Source organism: Bacteroidota bacterium (assembly GCA_016720935.1).
GTDB lineage: Bacteria > Bacteroidota > Bacteroidia > AKYH767-A > 2013-40CM-41-45 > JADKJP01.
In genome coordinates this window covers 1,343,999-1,362,282 of the sequence record JADKJP010000006.1, presented here as the reverse complement: position 1 = coordinate 1,362,282, position 18,284 = coordinate 1,343,999, and the positions used below count along the sequence as shown (strand labels likewise).

The 18,284-nt window shown below is 40.3% G+C and carries 13 protein-coding genes and 1 tRNA gene; 9 read left to right on the top strand and 5 right to left on the bottom strand.

Going from position 1 to position 18,284, the window contains the following annotated elements:
• The first annotated feature begins 78 nt into the window (after positions 1 to 78).
• Complete coding sequence (locus tag IPP86_13790) at positions 79 to 4,353, top strand: translocation/assembly module TamB (protein MBL0139581.1); 4,275 nt, start codon at positions 79 to 81, stop codon at positions 4,351 to 4,353.
• Positions 4,354 to 5,066: 713 nt separating this feature from the next.
• Positions 5,067 to 6,281 (top strand): bifunctional 3,4-dihydroxy-2-butanone-4-phosphate synthase/GTP cyclohydrolase II, encoded by a 1,215-nt coding sequence (locus IPP86_13785; GenBank protein MBL0139580.1) that lies wholly within the window; start codon positions 5,067 to 5,069, stop codon positions 6,279 to 6,281.
• On the opposite strand, the gene IPP86_13780 is transcribed toward IPP86_13785, so the two are convergent.
• Both IPP86_13780 and IPP86_13775 read right to left on the bottom strand, forming a co-directional pair.
• On the bottom strand, positions 6,278 to 7,477 hold the full coding sequence (locus IPP86_13780) for a glycosyltransferase (GenBank protein MBL0139579.1): 1,200 nt from the start codon (positions 7,475 to 7,477) through the stop codon (positions 6,278 to 6,280). The two genes, IPP86_13785 and IPP86_13780, sit on opposite strands and share 4 nt — an antisense overlap.
• Before the next feature lie 23 nt (positions 7,478 to 7,500).
• Entirely contained in the window at positions 7,501 to 8,916 is a 1,416-nt protein-coding gene (locus IPP86_13775) for an LptF/LptG family permease (GenBank protein ID MBL0139578.1), read from the bottom strand.
• Between the two features lie 28 nt (positions 8,917 to 8,944).
• Between IPP86_13775 and IPP86_13770 the strand changes: the two genes are divergently transcribed.
• A complete protein-coding gene (locus tag IPP86_13770) occupies positions 8,945 to 9,553 on the top strand; it encodes a hypothetical protein (protein ID MBL0139577.1) in 609 nt (202 codons plus the stop codon).
• Here IPP86_13770 and IPP86_13765 read toward each other — a convergent pair whose 3' ends face one another.
• Positions 9,554 to 9,967 carry an SRPBCC domain-containing protein gene (locus IPP86_13765; GenBank protein ID MBL0139576.1) on the bottom strand — a complete coding sequence of 138 codons (414 nt, stop codon included), beginning with the start codon at positions 9,965 to 9,967 and terminating at the stop codon, positions 9,554 to 9,556.
• 134 nt (positions 9,968 to 10,101) lie between these two features.
• Here IPP86_13765 and IPP86_13760 point away from each other — a divergent pair, with 134 nt between their 5' ends.
• Both IPP86_13760 and IPP86_13755 read left to right on the top strand, forming a co-directional pair.
• Complete coding sequence (locus tag IPP86_13760) at positions 10,102 to 10,845, top strand: DUF1295 domain-containing protein (protein MBL0139575.1); 744 nt, start codon at positions 10,102 to 10,104, stop codon at positions 10,843 to 10,845.
• 49 nt (positions 10,846 to 10,894) lie between these two features.
• Positions 10,895 to 10,968, top strand: a tRNA-Met gene (locus IPP86_13755).
• Positions 10,969 to 11,320: 352 nt separating this feature from the next.
• Here IPP86_13755 and IPP86_13750 read toward each other — a convergent pair.
• The gene (locus IPP86_13750) at positions 11,321 to 11,506 is read right to left on the bottom strand and encodes a histone H1 (GenBank protein MBL0139574.1); all 186 of its coding nucleotides are present in this window, start codon (positions 11,504 to 11,506) and stop codon (positions 11,321 to 11,323) included.
• 78 nt (positions 11,507 to 11,584) lie between these two features.
• Positions 11,585 to 12,826 (bottom strand): aminotransferase class I/II-fold pyridoxal phosphate-dependent enzyme, encoded by a 1,242-nt coding sequence (locus IPP86_13745; GenBank protein MBL0139573.1) that lies wholly within the window; start codon positions 12,824 to 12,826, stop codon positions 11,585 to 11,587.
• Positions 12,827 to 13,342: 516 nt separating this feature from the next.
• On the opposite strand from IPP86_13745, the gene IPP86_13740 reads away from it, so the two are divergent.
• The 4 genes from IPP86_13740 to coaBC all read left to right on the top strand — a co-directional run bounded on the left by IPP86_13740 (position 13,343) and on the right by coaBC (position 18,266).
• The gene (locus IPP86_13740) at positions 13,343 to 15,724 is read left to right on the top strand and encodes a choice-of-anchor B family protein (GenBank protein ID MBL0139572.1); all 2,382 of its coding nucleotides are present in this window, start codon (positions 13,343 to 13,345) and stop codon (positions 15,722 to 15,724) included.
• An 84-nt stretch (positions 15,725 to 15,808) separates the two neighbouring features.
• Positions 15,809 to 16,627, top strand: a complete 819-nt coding sequence (gene bamD / locus IPP86_13735; GenBank protein ID MBL0139571.1) for an outer membrane protein assembly factor BamD — start codon at positions 15,809 to 15,811, stop codon at positions 16,625 to 16,627.
• An 18-nt stretch (positions 16,628 to 16,645) separates the two neighbouring features.
• On the top strand, positions 16,646 to 16,975 hold the full coding sequence (locus IPP86_13730; protein ID MBL0139570.1) for a DNA-directed RNA polymerase subunit omega: 330 nt from the start codon (positions 16,646 to 16,648) through the stop codon (positions 16,973 to 16,975).
• Positions 16,976 to 17,066: 91 nt separating this feature from the next.
• Positions 17,067 to 18,266, top strand: a complete 1,200-nt coding sequence (gene coaBC / locus IPP86_13725) for a bifunctional phosphopantothenoylcysteine decarboxylase/phosphopantothenate--cysteine ligase CoaBC (protein MBL0139569.1) — start codon at positions 17,067 to 17,069, stop codon at positions 18,264 to 18,266.
• Positions 18,267 to 18,284: the final 18 nt, after the last annotated feature.

The window sequence follows — 18,284 nt, the reverse complement described above, 5'->3', positions numbered from 1 at the left end:
TCATCCCAGACCTGGATTGCCAATCGGCTGGCAGCATATCTTTCCGGTGAACTGAATACAAAGATCACGATCGACCGGGTGAGTATTCAATTTGTACAAAGCATCAACCTGGAAGGCGTTTATGTGGAAGATCAACATCAGGATACCCTGATTTATGCCGGTAGGATTTCTATCACCCTTAAAGACCTCAGTACTGAAAAGAAAATCCTTGCTGTAAATAAGTTAAGCCTTGAAAATACGCTGTTCAGACTTGTTCACTACAAAGGTGAAGCTCATGACAACCTGCATTTTCTTACGGATTATTTTTCATCATCTTCTCCAACCGATACTACTGCGAAACCCTGGAAATTGAGTGTTGCAGAATTGTCACTCAAAGAGGTCCGTTTCATCAACAGCAATCAGAACGATACCCTTTCACCGGTTGGAGTAGAATTTTCAAACCTGTCCCTTGACGGGATAAACGGTCAACTCAGTGATATTTCCTTTGTCAATGATTCTATTTTCACCACTGTTCATAATCTCCGTTTTCGCGACCAAAGTGGTTTTATTGTTGATGAATTCCAGGCAAAAGCAAAAGTCTCTTCCGATCAGATCCGACTCGAAAATCTGGTTATCCGTTCTCCACACACGGACATTAAGGGTGACCTGACTTTCGATTACGACAGTTTCCCGGATTTTGACGAATTCACAAGCCGTATTCAATGGAAATCTGATTTTCACAATTCCAAAGTATCGTTTAAGGATATCGCATACTTCGCTCACGACTTGTGGGGTATGGATGATTCCGTTTTGATTGACGGGAATTTTAAAGGAACAGTGAATCGATTCAAAGGAAAAAATGTAACACTGAAATTTGGCAACACTTCTTATTTCAAAGGAAATATTTCCATGTCCGGACTGCCTTATATCGAAGAAACGTATATGGATATTCAGGCTGAAGAAATTCGTACCAATCGAAAAGACATCGCATCTATTCCTTTGCCGCCATTCAATGAGAATAATTTTGTAGAAGTTCCTGAGAACCTCGAATCCCTTGGTGAAGTTATTTTCAAAGGAAAATTCACCGGCTTCTTCAGCGACTTTGTCGCCTATGGAAATATCAATACAGAGCTGGGATATATCAATTCGGATATCAATTTAAAATACGATCCAAAATCAAAAGTTTCAGTGTATAGTGGTCACCTTGCGGCACATGAATTTGATGTTGGGAAAATTGCTTTATTAAAAGATATCGGAAAAATCACATTCAATGCGGATATTAAAGGAAAGGGTTTGCGATTGAATGATGTGGATGCAAGGATGACAGGAACCGTTGAATCCATTGAATTTAAAAATTACAACTACAGAAATATCAAGGTGGATGGTGAGATTGCAAAAAAACTCTTCAATGGAACAGTAGGAGTGAGGGATCCTAATCTCGATATGGACTTCACCGGATCCATCGATTTCAGGGCCAAACTTCCGGTATTCAATTTTACAGCAGAGATCCGTCATGCAGGACTCGACACATTACATCTCATCAATATCCCGGGAGAAAATATTTTGCAAACTTCTATTTCCTCACACTTCAAAGGAAATAAACTGGATAATCTTGAAGGGATTGTCGAAATCAAAAACACTTTTCTGCTTGTCGATAAAAAGATGTATCGGATCGGAAATGTCTATCTGAATGCTCAAAAATTAGAAAGTGGAGATAAACGCATTGAACTGAAATCAGATTTCCTGGATGGTGAAGTTTCAGGTAAATACGAATTGGCAACTCTCGCGGATGCATTCAAAGAAATTCTTCCACGGTATTTGCCTTCAGTCGTATTACCTCTCAAAAAAAATCCTGATGATCAGAATTTCAGTTTTTTCATTCATGTTAAAAACATGTCTGTAATCACTGAAAATTTTCTCCCTTCCTGGACCTTTGATCCGCTTACCAGCCTCAACGGTGATATCAATTCATTGAAAGGTTCCTTTCATTTGAAATTTTCCAGCCCGGAGATACGCTATGGAAAATTCTTTTTCCATGGTAATAACATCAATTTAAGCGCGGATGCTCAAACAATGAAAGTCGAAGCAAATTCAGACAAAGTAAGTTTGGCGGATAGCAGCTCTCTTCCCGGTTTGAATCTGATCGCTGATGCGAAGAACAATCATTTATCCTATCTCCTGCGACTTGCAGATGCTGACACCCTGCCCAACCGCGCAAGGTTGAGAGGTTCTTTCGATTTCTATTCAGCGAACCGGTTTGATATGCATTTCGATTCTTCCCGTATCGTTCTTCAAAACCAACCCTGGAATCTGGATCCTGACAATAAAATCATTTTCGACAGCTCATCCATTGTTGTACATCATCTGAATTTCAGTAAGCAAAATGAAGAGGTAAAGATTGAAGGAATTATTGGTGATTCGATCTCTCAAAATCTGGCATTGGAATTTTCAAATTTCAGTCTCGATAACCTGAATCCATTCCTCCAACAAAGTGAAGTGGTTTTGGGAGGCGTCATCAACGGAAATGCTTATCTCAGTAACGCGAAAAAGAACGCGCAGATGGAAACAGATCTTCGCATTTCTGATCTAAGCATTAATCACGATACTCTGGGTGTCGCTTCCATTATTTCACGCTACAATTCAGAGCAAAAAATCGTTGTTGCGAACATTGGTGTGACCAGAGGTTCAGCAAAAGTAATCGACATTCGTGGAAATTATTATGCTGCACGGGAAGAAGATAACCTGGATTTCACGGTGAAGCTCAACAACTTTTATTTACATACAATCGAACGCTATTTGACCGGTATCATGTCCGAAGTGAATGGAAAGGTGACAACTGATCTTACCTTAACCGGCACATTGAAAAAACCAGTATTTGAAGGTACCGTGGATTTTTCCAGAGCATCGTGTGTAGTCGATTATCTCAATACCAGATATAGTTTTACAAGCCAGGTAAAAGTGCGTAAAAATATATTTGATCTGAGCGGGATGAAAATCGTTGACAAATACAACAATGAAGCGGATGTCAGCGGGAAAATTACACATGATTATTTTTCCAGATTTTTATTCGATGTCACAGTACGCCCCCGGAAATTACAAATGTTGAATACCAATGCGGCTCAAAATTCTCTTTATTATGGAACCGCTTTTGTTTCAGGTTATGCGCATTTTTATGGCGCTATCGAAAATATGAACATGGACATCAACCTGAGTCCTGAAAAAGGAACTGTACTGAATATACCATTAAACAGTACCAGCGACGTAAGCCAGAGTGATTTCATCACATTCATTGATAAAACAAAAAAGAAAGATGATGATGAGATAGAAATACACAAACTTGTGAATCTTTCAGGTGTAAAATTAAACATGAACCTGGATATGAATCCGACAGCGGTCATCAACATTATTTTTGATGAAAAAATTGGTGACGTAATTACAGGATCCGGAACAGGGAGTATCCGAATGGATATCAATACTGCCGGAAATTTTAATATGTATGGAACCTATTCAATTGACAAAGGTGAATACCTGTTCACACTCCAAAACCTCATCAATAAAAAATTTATTGTTGACAGAGGAAGCCGAATCACCTGGGCAGGAAACCCCTACGATGCGACTGTAGATTTGTCTGCCGTGTATGTGGTGTATACGTCTTCACTCTATAAAATCATTCCGGATAGTACCTACAAGCGACGCATACCAGTTGATCTTCGATTGTTGCTCACCAATAAACTCATGAACCCAACCATCAATTATGAAATTAATGTCAGGGGAGTGGACGCAACAGAACAAACCTATATACGGAGTATTCTCAATTCAGAGCAGGAAATCAACAAGCAAATGTTTGGCTTGCTTGTCTTCAATCAATTCATTTCACCTTCGGGAACCGGAGTGGCTACAGCCGGTTTTGACGCCGGATCAGGCGCGGGTGCCAGTGCAAGTGAATTGTTAAGCAACCAGGTAAGTAACTGGCTTTCCCAGGTAAGTAAAAATGTAAATATCGGTTTCAATTACAGAGCGAAGGATACTTACAGTAAAGAGGAAATCCAGTTGATGTTCTCCAAGTCACTTTTCAATGATCGCCTCACCGTTGAAGGAAATATTGGATATTCAAACAATGCGGCTACACAAAGCAACAGCAACAGCAACGTCGTGGGTGACTTTTACGCGGAATACAAAGTGAATGAAGACGGCCGTTTCCGTTTGAAAGGCTTTAACCGTTCCAACAACGATAACCTGATCAATTATACTTCACCGTATACTCAGGGATTCGGTGTTTTTTACAGACAGGAATTTAATTCCCTGAAAGATCTGTTGATCCGTCTTCACCTGATGAAAAAGCCGGAGGTCACCGAGCCTCCTGTTTCTGAATGAGAAACTCATTTCAGTTTTTAATCATTCAATGTATTAAAAAACAAAACCGCGCCTTACGGGGCGCGGTTTGTGTTGATGTCGACCGTTAAGGTTTCGATCAGTGTTTGACCATTCGTGTACAGTTTAGAGGTTTGTGTTTTTGTTTGTGTTTACTGAACAATGATAATTCAACAGGAAGCATGCGTGTGTTCAGATTTTTTAAATTTCTTACATAAAAAGTGTGTGAATTGGTTTTCAATGATTTGTTTTTATAAATACGGAATAAATATTTTCTTCTGATTATAAATTGGCACAAAAAAAACTCCTGGATTGTAATTCGACAAAGCATGATTCAAAAGGAGATCAGGAAATATTTTAAATGAACAAACGCCACTAAGCCTTACGGGGCTTGAGTGGCGTTTGAAGTCAACCTTACGGGGTTGAGAGTTAAACCATACGCTTGTTTAGGGAGGTTTATGAAACAATGATACAGCGATTGGGAAAGGAAGTGTTGTCGCAAATGATCCATTCCTTACCATCGTAAGAAAGATCTGAACTGGTGACTGAAAAATGAATGAAAAGGCCTAATTCAAGACGGATTTATTGATTTTCTTCATGATGCAGCTGTAATCAAAATTGAAATATCATGAAATTCGTCATGAATTGCTTCCTTTTAGTTCATTCCCTTAAACTTTTGTAAATTTGCAGCCTATCAGGAATACAATTTCAATGCTATGTTCACACTGAATACGATTGAAGAGGCCGTTCAGGACCTCAAAGAGGGGAAAGTTATTATTGTAGTTGACGATGCTCACCGGGAAAATGAAGGTGATTTTATTGCTGCCGCTGAAAATGTAACTCCTGAAGTGATTAATTTCATGGCAACACATGGAAAAGGGCTCATTTGTGTAGCTCTGACCGAGCAACGTTGCAACGAACTCGACTTGCACCTGATGGTGAAGCAAAATACATCCTCCCACGAAACACAGTTTACGGTATCTGTTGATTTGCTAGGACATGGAACATCCACCGGTATCTCTGCCAGCGATCGCTCTAAGACAGTTCAGGCGCTTGTAGACCCAAGTACAAAACCCGAAGATCTTGCCCGACCCGGTCATATCTTTCCATTGAGAGCGAAAGAAGGCGGCGTGCTGCGTCGCGCAGGACATACAGAAGCTACTATTGATCTGAGTAAACTGGCAGGACTTCAACCCGGAGGAGCACTTGTTGAGATCATGAATGCTGATGGCACCATGGCCAGACTCCCGGATCTGATGCTGATCGCGGAGAAATTCAAACTCAAGATTATTTCAATTGAAGATCTCATCGCGTATCGACTGCGGACAGAAAGCCTTATCGAAAAACAAGTCGATGTAAAATTGCCTACTGCATACGGTGATTTTGATTTATATGCATACAAACAAGTAAGTACCGGTCAGGAGCATCTCGCACTGGTAAAGGGTACATGGAATAAAAATGAAGCTGTACTGGTTCGTGTGCATTCCTCTTGTCTCACAGGTGATATTTTTGGTTCCTGTCGATGTGATTGCGGTCCTCAATTGCACTGTGCAATGGAAATGATTGAAAAAGCAGGCAAAGGTGTGATTGTTTATATGAACCAGGAAGGCAGAGGAATCGGCCTGCTAAATAAATTGAAGGCATACAAATTACAGGAGCAGGGGAGAGACACTGTTGAAGCCAATCTGGAACTCGGTTTCGAAGGAGATGAAAGAGACTACGGTGTCGGCGCGCAGATTCTTCGTGATCTCGGTGTATCGAAAATGCGATTGATGACAAACAATCCAAAGAAACGCGCAGGATTGATCGGATATGGTTTGGAAATAAGTGAAGTTGTTCAGATTGAAATAAAATCAAACAAGCACAACAAACTCTATCTCATCACCAAGCGGGATAAGATGGGGCATACCATCAAAATCGATAACGACTAATTTATTTTTTCCCGGTAAAAATTCAGGAGCTTTTTCCCGATTGAGAGATTGGAATACTCTTCCTCCGCCAATTGACGTGCGGCAATTCCAATTTGTCTGCAGGCTTCGGGATTATCCAGACATTTTTTGATTGTTTCAAAATAATCTAAAGGTGTATCCGCGATTAAAATATTTTTTCCGGATTCTGCATTGATTCCTTCAGCGCCTATTGTTGTTGAAATTATTGTTTTACCCAATGCCATTCCCTGAATAATTTTTACGCGCATTCCGCTGCCTGAAAGCAGTGGCACAATCATAATTTGTTTGTCAGACATATACGCGTTCGCGTTCTCAATACGACCTTCACAGAATACTCCAGGGAGGTTGGCTTCGAGGATGTACTCCGGAAAATTTCTGCCGGCCAGAAACAATTTTAAATCAGGGAAAGCGGAATGTATTTCAGGCCAGCATTTCTCAAGGAACCATTCTACACCTTCAATATTGGGCAGCCAGTCCATAGATCCGAGGTGAAATAAAGAAAGTGGAGCACGTGTTTTCCTATTTATAGGATAATCTTCAAGATTAACTCCAAGTGGCAGACTGAGAACCGGCCTCCTGTATCCAAGTTCTTTAAAAATTTGTTCGTCAACTTTCGTGATAGGAATCAAAAAATCGATTTTATCAAGGATCTCCAGCTCGTATTTTTTAAGCCTTCTGGAAAGAAATTTAAGATAAGTTCTCTTTAATACATTCTTTTCTGCACCAGCAAGCCTTTCCCAAATAATGTGTTCAGCATTGTGGGCTCTTAAACTTACTTTGGCCCGACTATATTTTCTGACAACCGGAATATAGGGAGTTGCAAATAGTGTTTCGAATTGTACCACATCAAAATCTTCTTTTTGCAAAATAGAGGCAAGGGTCTTTTCAATCTCCTCATTGAAAAACCTCACAACATTATACGATTCTTTTTTAAATAAATTACTGAATGCTCCTCCGATGGTGATACGCGTATCCAGATCAGCGCATTGGAAATGCAACAACTCTTTTAAATTAGCAGGAAAAGATTCCGGTTTGACATAATGCTTTTTTGTATTCAGCGCGAACTGGTGAACTTCCGCTCCGGCTGCGACAAGCGATTTAGCCATGTTGAGCATGGCAATATTTCCTCCGTCAAGAGGAGGATAAGGTACACGGTGGCAGATCTGGAGAATTTTCACAAATGAAAGGAATGCGTTACAAATCAGGATTTTTTACGGGCGAGTCTTTTGAAGAACCTGATATAAGAATCCCGGTCAAAAAGAGCGGAATCAGTAGTGGCTTTATAAGTGAGGAAAATTCCTATTGGAAGCAGAACAATGGATGATATCCACATTCCTTTAAAAGGAGGGATAACACCTTCCCGTGCGAATTTTTCTCCCGAAATGGAAATCACATGATAGGTCACAAAAAACAAAATCGATACTACCACAGGCATCCCTAATCCTCCTTTTCGGATGATCGCTCCCAAGGGCGCTCCAATAAAGAAAAGAATCAAACACGCGAACGATAAGGTAAATTTCCTGTTCCACTCGATATTGTGTTTTGCCAGATTCCTTGACTTGATATCGATATCCTGCATCGCGTCATCAGACATGCTTTTGATGTTTCGTGCCGCATATAATGCGGATGAGGTAATCATATCCCTGCGTGATGGCGCGAAGTTTGAAACCATTTCGGATTCTTTCAATGTTTGTTTTACTTCTTTCGAATAACTGTTCAGGTTGGTATCAACGTTTAGAGAAGCAGTCAATCGTTCAAAAAATTCCTTTTTTCGTTGCGCGATTTTTTTGTCCAGACTATCAGCAGCCATTGACAATTGATCCAGATTCAGCATCTGGTAATTGTCTTTGAAAAGTTGTTCATTGGTGCGTGTTAGTTTAAACGAACTTAAATCAAAACGAATTCTTTCTTCTTCATATTCCGTTCGCATCATTGGATGAGCGGCACGTCCACGTTCACTTTCCTGTTCCTCGTAACTTGTACCTTTAAATAAGGTCAGTATAAGAAAACGCTCGTCATCAGACATCGCCATTTTCCCTTTCTCCGCCATGATTACTTTCAGATTCCCCCGGTTAGCACTGTGATCATAGATCATAATATTGTGCAGCGTTTGTCCGTCCTCGTCTTTTTTAGCAACGCGAATTGAATAACCATCAATGCCATTATAAAAAATTCCTTCCTTGATCAACAGAGCAGGTTTTTGCTGACGAACATCGTACAGCAAGGCATTCATTTTGAGATTCGCGATTGGAAGCACATAATTTGAAAAGAAGAATGCCCCAAAACATATCAGCACTGCGGTGATCATCAATGGACGCATGACCCTTTGTAAGGAAATCCCTGCGGCTTTGCAGGCTGTAAGTTCAAAATGCTCCGCCAAATTTCCGAAGGTCATGATGGAAGATAGAAGGATGGACAAAGGCAATGCAAGTGGTACAAGCGTTACTGAAACGTACACCATCAGTTTCGCAACGATGTACCATTCCAACCCTTTGCCTACAAGATCGTCGATGTATTTCCACAGAAATTGCATCAACAAGACAAAAAGGGCTATCAGAAAAGTCAGCACCAGGGGTCCGGCAAAAGAACGAAGGAGCAGCAGTGTTAATTTCTTCACGTTATCTTTACCCTTTAAATCGAAAGATGTGCAAGTTAGTAAATTGAAATTTAGTTCCGAGGAACTGGAGGTACTTCAGAACATCGAATTTTTCATGGTGAAACATCGCGTTTCCAAGGGTATTGTAAAGCTCCTTGGAGATCTATGCGATACACTGGAAAATATTGAAAAAAACAATCCATTCCCATTTCAAGGATTGAACGCCAAATCAGGAAAAATATTCAGGGGTGAGAATTACAGACTGCTGCCTTATTTTGTACTTGACTATCCACGTTTATTCAGTAAGGAATCCATTTTTGCATTCCGAACAATGTATTGGTGGGGAAATGAATTCAGTTTTACAATTCATCTCCAGGGAGATGCATTGGAAATACTTCGGCCTTCGTTGAGCAAAAACATTAATAAACTGAGAGGCAAAGAATTTTATCTATGCATCCATCCTGATTCTCCATGGGAATATCATTTTGGAAGCGATAATTACATGGTTCTGGACCAGTGGCTGAAAGAACACGATTCCAGTAGACTTGAACAATTAAAGTTTGTGAAAATCAGTCGCAGGCTCACAACATTCCATTATGAAGAAATGGGTGACTTTGGAAAAGAAACCTGGCTAATGCTGAAAGAAGTGCTGATCTGATCAGGATCCGATATGGTGCATCAGATTGTGTATCTGACTATTCCATAAAAGCGCATTTTCTTCTTTTTCATCATCTGTTGCAAAATCAGTTACAATTAAGGCAACATCTGACGTGATTTCATCCTGAACGATCTCAAATTGAAAATAGGTGTCGTCCTTTTTGTCTTCAGTCTGCCATTTATACCGAACCAGCTGATTTTCTTTTTTATTGATGATACGGGCGCGCTGTTCGCTGCCTTCCCAATGAAAAATAAAATCTCCTTCACGAATATTTACCTTATCAGCAAACCATTCTTCCAGGCCACTGGCAGTACTTAAATAGTTATAAAGAATCTTGGGAGAAGATTTTATCTCAAATTCAAGAGTATACTTTTGTTTCTTATTCGTTTTGGTTTCCGGCTTCACAATTGTCATTCTAAATTTTGTTTGAAAATAATTGATTTTTTACTCGGGCGCCCAAGATAGTCATTATTTCTGAATGAAAGCTTTTAAATATTTGAAAATGCTCGCAAATTCTCAATCTTTCGGCTACCTTCGCCGAAATTCATATGGCACTTCTACATTCTTTTGAAAATTCGGGAAACTGGCTGTTCAAACGAAGAGGGCAGATTCCTGTGGTCCTTTTCCTTTTGGCAATACCAGCTGTTTATTTTACAGATTATACTCAGCTCAATCCGACACTCAGCACACTAATCAATTATACAGCTGTGCTGCTCAGTTTTCTCGGTTTTATTGTAAGAGCCTATACCATCGGAACAACCCCAAGAGGAACTTCCGGTAGAAATACTGAAAACCAGGTAGCGGAATCACTGAATACAAGCGGAATCTATTCCACAGTAAGACACCCTTTGTACCTCGGAAATTACCTCATGTGGATAGGAATTGTTGTATTCACTCACAATTTTGCGTTTGTAATCATTGTAAGCCTGCTGTACTGGCTCTATTATGAACGCATCATGTTCGCGGAAGAACGATTTCTTGAAAAAAAATTCGGGCAAACATATATGGACTGGTCACTCAAAGTACCTGCATTTATTCCTCAATGGAGTACTTTCAGAAAGAGTGACATTCCATTCTCAATGAAAAGTGTACTTAGAAGAGAATATTCCGGTGTATTGGCAACGGTCATCGGATTCGTTTATGTGGAAGTGCTGATGGGCTTTTTCCGCTATGGAACTTTTAGTGTTGGAAAGAAATTTCTGTATGTATTGGGCATTTCAGTTGTCATGACTTTGGTTCTCAGGACTCTGAAACACAATACAAAAATGCTCAGCGAAGAAGGCAGATCCTAAAATTTTCTTTGCGAAAAAGAAAGGAATGGCGATATTTGCAGCCCTTTTTGGCGAGGTAGCTCAGATGGTTAGAGCGCAGGATTCATAACCCTGAGGTCGGGGGTTCGACTCCCCCCTTCGCTACTTAATAGAGTAAGAGTAAGTGTAAGAGTAAGTTTCAAGTACTTAAAACTTAAAACTTACACTTACTCTTACTCTTACACTTACTCTTACTCTTACTCTCACCCTTGCCCTTCCACTTTTTTATTACCGTGAGATAAAGTTCCCTCTTTCAAATTTTAATTTGGGTCCATTAGCAATTTACAAACCTTAGAATTCTTATTGAATATTCTGACACGGGTTTGCCTTCTGCATCACCTACAAACTTTCAGTTTTAAATTGAAGTTCAACATTCTTTCTTCAAAAAAGGTCCAAATAAAAAAGCCCGACCAGCGTACCGGTCGGGTTCAAGGTGATTATTTTTAGAAGAACAGAATCAGGAAGGTTCGTCGGTTTTCTTCAGATCCTGAATGGCATCACGCATGTCCTGACATGCACGTTTGATTTCCTGCAAGCCTTTGCGAACGCGTGTACCAGCAGCAGCATTCCCTTTTTCAGAAAACTTGATGACGTCTTCTTCAATAGCCGCAACGAGCTGTTTGATTTTTTCGTACTCTTTCATCGTGTTTTGGGTTTAAAGTTAATTATGGGGTGAGGATTGGTTCATTTTAATTAAAGGTGTGCAACCATTTTATTCAGATCAGAATGCTGCAATTTTATCCGACATGTATTCTCCGGCTTTTAATTTTACATAGGCTTTACGGAAAGCATCAATAGTATAGCTCACATCTTCCAGCGAATGTACCGCGGTAGGGATGAGGCGAAGAATGATGATTCCTTTGGGTACAACAGGGTAAACAACCATGGAACAGAAGATGTCATGGTTCTCACGCATATCATAAATGAGGTTGGTCGCTTCTCCGATGCTCCCATTCATATATACAGGAGTCACAGGAGATTGTGTTTTACCAATATTAAATCCGGCTTCTTTCAAACCATTCTGGAGTGCATTCACAATTTTCCAGAGATTGTCTTTCATCTCTGGCTGACTACGCAACAATTCAAGACGTTTCAAAGCTCCGAGAACCAATGGCATCGGCATGGATTTAGCGAAAATCTGCGAACGCATATTGTAACGCAAATATTCCACCACATCCTCACTACTTGAAATGAAACCTCCGATCATTGCCATACTCTTGGCAAATGTTCCGAAATAGATATCTATCTGATCTTGTACTCCTTGTTCTTCACCTGTTCCGGCACCGGTTTTACCCATTGTGCCAAAACCATGGGCATCGTCAACAAAAAGACGGAACTGGAACTTCTTCTTCAATTCAACTATGTCTTTCAATCGTCCCATATCACCACTCATACCAAAAACACCTTCGGTAATCAGAAGTATAGAACCTCCGGTTTCTTCAACAATTCGGGTGGCGCGTTCCAATTGCTTTTCGCAATTCGCTATATCATTGTGAGGAAAAACAAAACGTTTTCCCATGTGTAAACGAACACCATCAATAATACAGGCATGACTTTCACTATCGTAAACAATTACATCATGACGATCAACCAGGCAATCAATCGCGGATACCATTCCCTGATAGCCGAAATTCAACAAAATTGTATCTTCCTTACTCATGAAAGTAGAAAGCTCGCTTTCCAGCTGTTCATGGTAATTTGAATTTCCTGACATCATTCGGGCTCCCATCGGAGTAGCAAATCCGAATTTTGCGGCAGCTTCCGCATCCGCTTTCCTTACTTCCGGATGATTCGCTAATCCCAGGTAATTATTCAGACTCCAGATCAAACGTTCTTTTCCACGAAAAACCATCCTTGTTCCAATATCACCTTCGAGTTTTGGAAAAGTGAAATAACCATGCGAATCCTTTGCATGCTGGCCGATAGGTCCTCTGTTCTTTTTTAATTTTTCGAATAAATCCACTTCTTCTTTTTTTTAATTTTTATAAAAAAACCAATGTCACAAATCGAAAATATCCTTCAGCATTCAATTGAACTTTGCATACAAAAGGTCGCTTAGCAAAAGTAAGTATTTTCGTTTAAAATCAAAGATTTTTGGGATTAAATGCCCCAATTAATCAACATTCAATTGTGCAATTCAGAATAAAATCAGAGGTCAAATCTTCTCAATAAAACGTCTTTTAAATCAACTGAAGTTGTTAACATATTGAAATAGAGATTCTTATGCGTTATTGTATCTCGAGTGTTCATTTTACTGATAGGTTTCATGCACAAGTCTCTAAAAAGGCCAGTTCTGCAATTTTGAAGGAGAAGCCATTGTTAATTTTCATCCCGGATAGATCCGAAATTGAATTTCCCCGAGAATTTCAATCATTTTGAAAAAGCAAATAGTTAGAAGATAACAAGAATTTCATGCGATATTCAGAATTGAATTTGATTGTGAACCTGAAACAAACGTTCTTGCAAAAAATATCATCAGATGAAAAGAATTGTACTGCTGTTCGGACTGTTGCTAAGTTTCCAAGCATATTCCCAAAACCTGCAACTAATGGCAAACCTTAGTTATGGTAATTCAGCCCTGGCTAATATCGGTGGATATGTTGATTCATTGGGAAATGAGTACGCGCTTGTAGGAACTGATTTTGGATTGTCAATCGTTGATGTCACAATTCCGTCCAGTCCGGTTATCAAATTCACAGTAAATGATGCAATTTCTGAATGGAGAGAAGTCAAAACATACAGAAAATACGCATATGTGACCACAGAAGGCGGAGGCGGACTTACCATTGTTGATCTTAGCCTGCTTCCTGCAAGCATTAGCAGTACACATTATACAGGAGATGGTGCAATTGCAGGTCAGCTGAATTCAATTCATGCATTGCATTGCGATACTACAACCGGTTTTCTTTATTTGTATGGTAGTAATATTGGGGATGGAAATACATTGTTCCTGGATCTTGCGGATCCTCTGAATCCGACTTATGCAGGTCAGTATACTTTCCCAGGTGGCGGGCAACCGGCTTATGTTCATGATGGATTTGTGGACAATGATACATTATACGAATCGCACATTTATTCAGGTTTTTTCACTGTAGTTGATGTCAGGAATAAATCAAATCCGGTCTTGTTAGCCACTCAATCCACACCGACAGCTTTTACACATAACACCTGGTTGTCTGCTGACCACAAAAGAGTATTTACCACTGACGAAAATTCGAATTCTTTCCTGGCCGAATACGATATTTCTGATTTGAGTAACATCACAGAACTATCCCGTTTTCAAACTGCTGCAGGGTCAGGCGCCATCGTACACAATACACATATCCTCAATAATTTTGCAATTACTTCCTGGTACAAAGAAGGAGTGGTCATTACCGATGTCAGCCGGCCGGGCAATCCCATTGAAGTAGGACATTATGATACTTACACTCAGGGAAGCGGGAATGGATTCAATGGTTGCTGGGGTGTTTATCCTTTTCTTCCTTCCGGAACTATTGTAGCTTCTGACATTGATAATGGATTATTTGTACTTAGTCCTACTTACGTTCGTGGCTGTTATCTTGAAGGAACGATTACTGATTCTATAAGTGGTATTATTATTCCGGGTGCAAGGGCAGAAATTCTTGGGGCCGGCATTTTCCGAACTTCTAATTCAAGCGGTTTTTATCAGTCAGGAATGGCTATTGCCGGGACTGTTGACGTGTTGTATTCCAAACCCGGTTATTTCCCGAAAACGATCAGTGGAGTAGTGCTTGCAAATGGCATTGTTACGACACAGGATGTTCAGCTTGCTCCTTTACCATCTTATGAAATTTCCGGAGTAGTCACAGAAGTGCCTTCAGGAGATCTGATTGAAGGCGCAACCGTTCAATTGACCAATTCCGATTTTGATCTCACAACAACAACCAACAGTCAGGGTATTTATTCATTTCCCGGAATCATTGCCGGAACTTATGATATCCTGGTTGGAAAATGGGGCAATGTAACACAGTGTTCTTCGATTACAGTAGTTGATGCCGCACTAACGGATTCATTCCAACTCAACCGGGGATATTACGATGATTTCTCCCTTGATTTTGGATGGACAGTCAACGGCTCATCATTAAATGCATGGGAAAGGGGAGAACCTTATGGAACATTTTCGAATACAGGAGCTCCGGTTAATCCTGAATTCGATGTAACCGGCGATTGTTCAGACAAGTGTTTTGTAACAGATAACGGAGTTGGTTCTTATTCGTCGAATGACGTTGACAACGGAAATACCATTTTAACTTCACCTGTTTTCGATGCGACAATTTACCTGGATCCATCTGTTGAGTATTATCGTTGGTTCACAAATTTCGGTGGCAGCAGCACTCCAAATGATTCCATGCAGGTAAAATTGAGCAATGGAACAACAACTGTCACAATTGAGAATATCGACAACACCAATGGTTCTCCTGTATGGACTCAAAGCAGTTTCCTCATTTCTGCATACATTCAACCTACTTCAAACATGCAACTTATCGTGGAAATTGCGGACAATTCACCCGGACATATTGTCGAAGGAGCCATCGATCAGTTTCAATTAACAGGTGCACTGGCAACCAGCATTCCAAATCAGGTCGAATCCGGGAATTCAATGCAGGTATTTCCAAATCCATTCTCAAACAGGATCAATATTCAATACCACTTGAAGAAAGAAAATTCAAATGCTGTTCTTCATGTCTGGAATGCAATGGGACAGGAAATCATCAGTAAACCTCTTTCAGGCAATTCCGGTCTTATTCAAACAGGAGAGCATCTCACTTCAGGTATTTATTTTCTTGCCATTGAAGAGGACGGATCAATCTCTGAAAGAACCCGGTTGATTAAGCAATAAGTCACATTTTGATGCTCGAAATCGACGTTGAAGCATTCGTTTTTATTACGAATTTCAATTAATATTTATTATCTTTGCGGGCTTATGTTCCCTCGGATTTCCTATATATTGCTGATTATCAGCATGTTTATTGCTTCCTGCAGCAATTATACCCGTGTCATGAAGGGAACCGACATGGATGCAAAGCTGAATTTGGCCATCAAACTCTACAACAAAGGCGATTATTTCAAAGCGCTGCCCTTGCTTGAAGAATTGATCACCGTTTACCGCGGAACCAAGAAAGCTGAAAAGACTTATTACTATTACGCTTATACAAATTATCAACTTGGAGATTTCGAAACCGCCGCTTACGATTTTGATAATTTCTCAAAAACATTTCCGACCAGTGAATATGCTGAAGAATGTGCATTCATGCATTCTTACTGTTACTACCAGGATTCACCTGAATATTCATTGGATCAGACAAACACTCTTAAAGCAATTAATGAATTGCAACTGTTTGCCGATCAGTATCCTCAAAGCACACGTATTGCGCAATGCAATAAACTGATCGACCAGTTGCGTGGCAAACTTGAAGAAAAGAGTTTTCAGAATGCACGCTTGTATTACAATATGGAGGATTACAAAGCCGCGGTAACAACCTTCCGCAATTTGCTCGCTGATTTTCCGTCTACACAATACAGAGAAGAAGCAATGTTTCTGATTTTGAAAGCAAGTTTTCTTCTTGCAGAAAATAGTATTGAAGACAAACGTTTGCCAAGGTACCAGGAAACCGTAAGCGCCTACGCTGATTTCGCGTCCGCTTATGCTGAAAGCAAATACCGTAAAGAAGCTGATGAAATCGTGTTGCTCACGAGAAAACGTATAGAAAAAATTACCCCATCCGTAACCTCATCCAATTAAAACTAAAAACCGGTAACCATGAATTACAAATCGGACGTAAATACTACTGTCACACGTAATGTACCTGATTTCGACAAGAAAACTGGTAATGTTTACGAATCCATCGTGATTATTGCGAAACGTGCTAACCAGATTTCTTCTGAAATGAAGGATGAACTGAACGCCAAATTATCGGAGTTCAATTCAAGCACTGATAATCTGGAAGAAGTGTTTGAAAACCGTGAGCAAATTGAAATTTCAAAATACTACGAACGCTTGCCGAAACCAACTTTGATCGCGGTACAGGAATATACCGAAGACAAAATCTATTTCCGCAATCCGAACAAAGAAAAGCAGGATAATTTCTAATCTGCCTTCTCTTTCGCTTTACGGGAAAATCCAAGACTCATGTTTTGGATTTTTTCGTTTAAATTCCTGAAAAAAATTTTGACCCTTGTCGATGAAAGGAAAGAAAATAATTCTCGGAGTAACCGGAAGCATCGCTGCCTACAAATCAGCTTTGCTTACCCGTCTGCTCGTGAAAGCCGGTGCGGAAGTGCAAATCGTGATGACTGGTTCCGCAAAGGACTTTATCACTCCTTTGACGCTATCCGTACTTTCAAAGCGACCGGTTTTGTCAGATTATTTTGAACCTTCTACCGGTTCCTGGCACAACCATGTGGATCTTGGTTTGTGGGCTGATGCAATGATCATTGCACCGGCATCCGCGAATACACTTGCGCATATGGCCAACGGAATTTGTAATAACCTCCTGCTGGCAACTTATCTTTCTGCAAGATGTCCTGTTTTTATCGCTCCTGCAATGGATCTGGATATGTGGAAGCATCCAGCCACGCAGAGGTCAATGGATCAATTGAAAAAAGACGGTGTGCACTTGATAGCCCCCACTGAGGGCGAACTTGCCAGTGGGTTGAATGGAGAGGGAAGAATGGAGGAGCCGGAAAATATTTTTTCAGCTTTGGAGAGTTTCTTTTCCACTGATCTCCCGTTAAAAGGAAAAACCGTTTTGATTACTGCCGGACCTACACATGAAGCGATTGATCCGGTGCGCTTTATCGGGAACAGGTCTTCCGGTAAAATGGGATTTGCTATCGCGGAGGAAGCCGCAAGAAAAGGCGCAAATGTCGTGCTCATTACCGGTCCGACTTCACTGCACAGCCAGTCTTCAAACATCCGGAGAATACAAGTCGAAAGTACCGCGGAAATGCATGCTGCCTGCATGTTGGAAGCTCCAAAAGCGGCTCTGCTAATCATGGCTGCCGCTGTTGCCGATTTCAAACCGGATCATGTAGAAAGCAGCAAAATCAAGAAGAAAAATAATTCCCTTGAACTCTCGTTGGTACCAACAACCGATATTCTTGCGGATCTTGGAAAGAATAAACCTGCAAACCAATTACTGGTGGGTTTTGCTCTCGAAACAGATGACGAAACTCAAAACGCGAAAATAAAACTGTCCAAAAAGAATCTGGATTTCATCGTCCTCAATTCACTTCGTGATGCCGGAGCCGGCTTTGGTCACGACACCAACAAAATAAGTATTCTGAGCAAAGATGGTTCAATAAAGGATTATCCGCTGAAGTCAAAACAAAATGTCGCAAAGGATATTCTTGATTTCCTGATCCCCGCGCTACAAAAATAATTTCATAATAAATTCCTT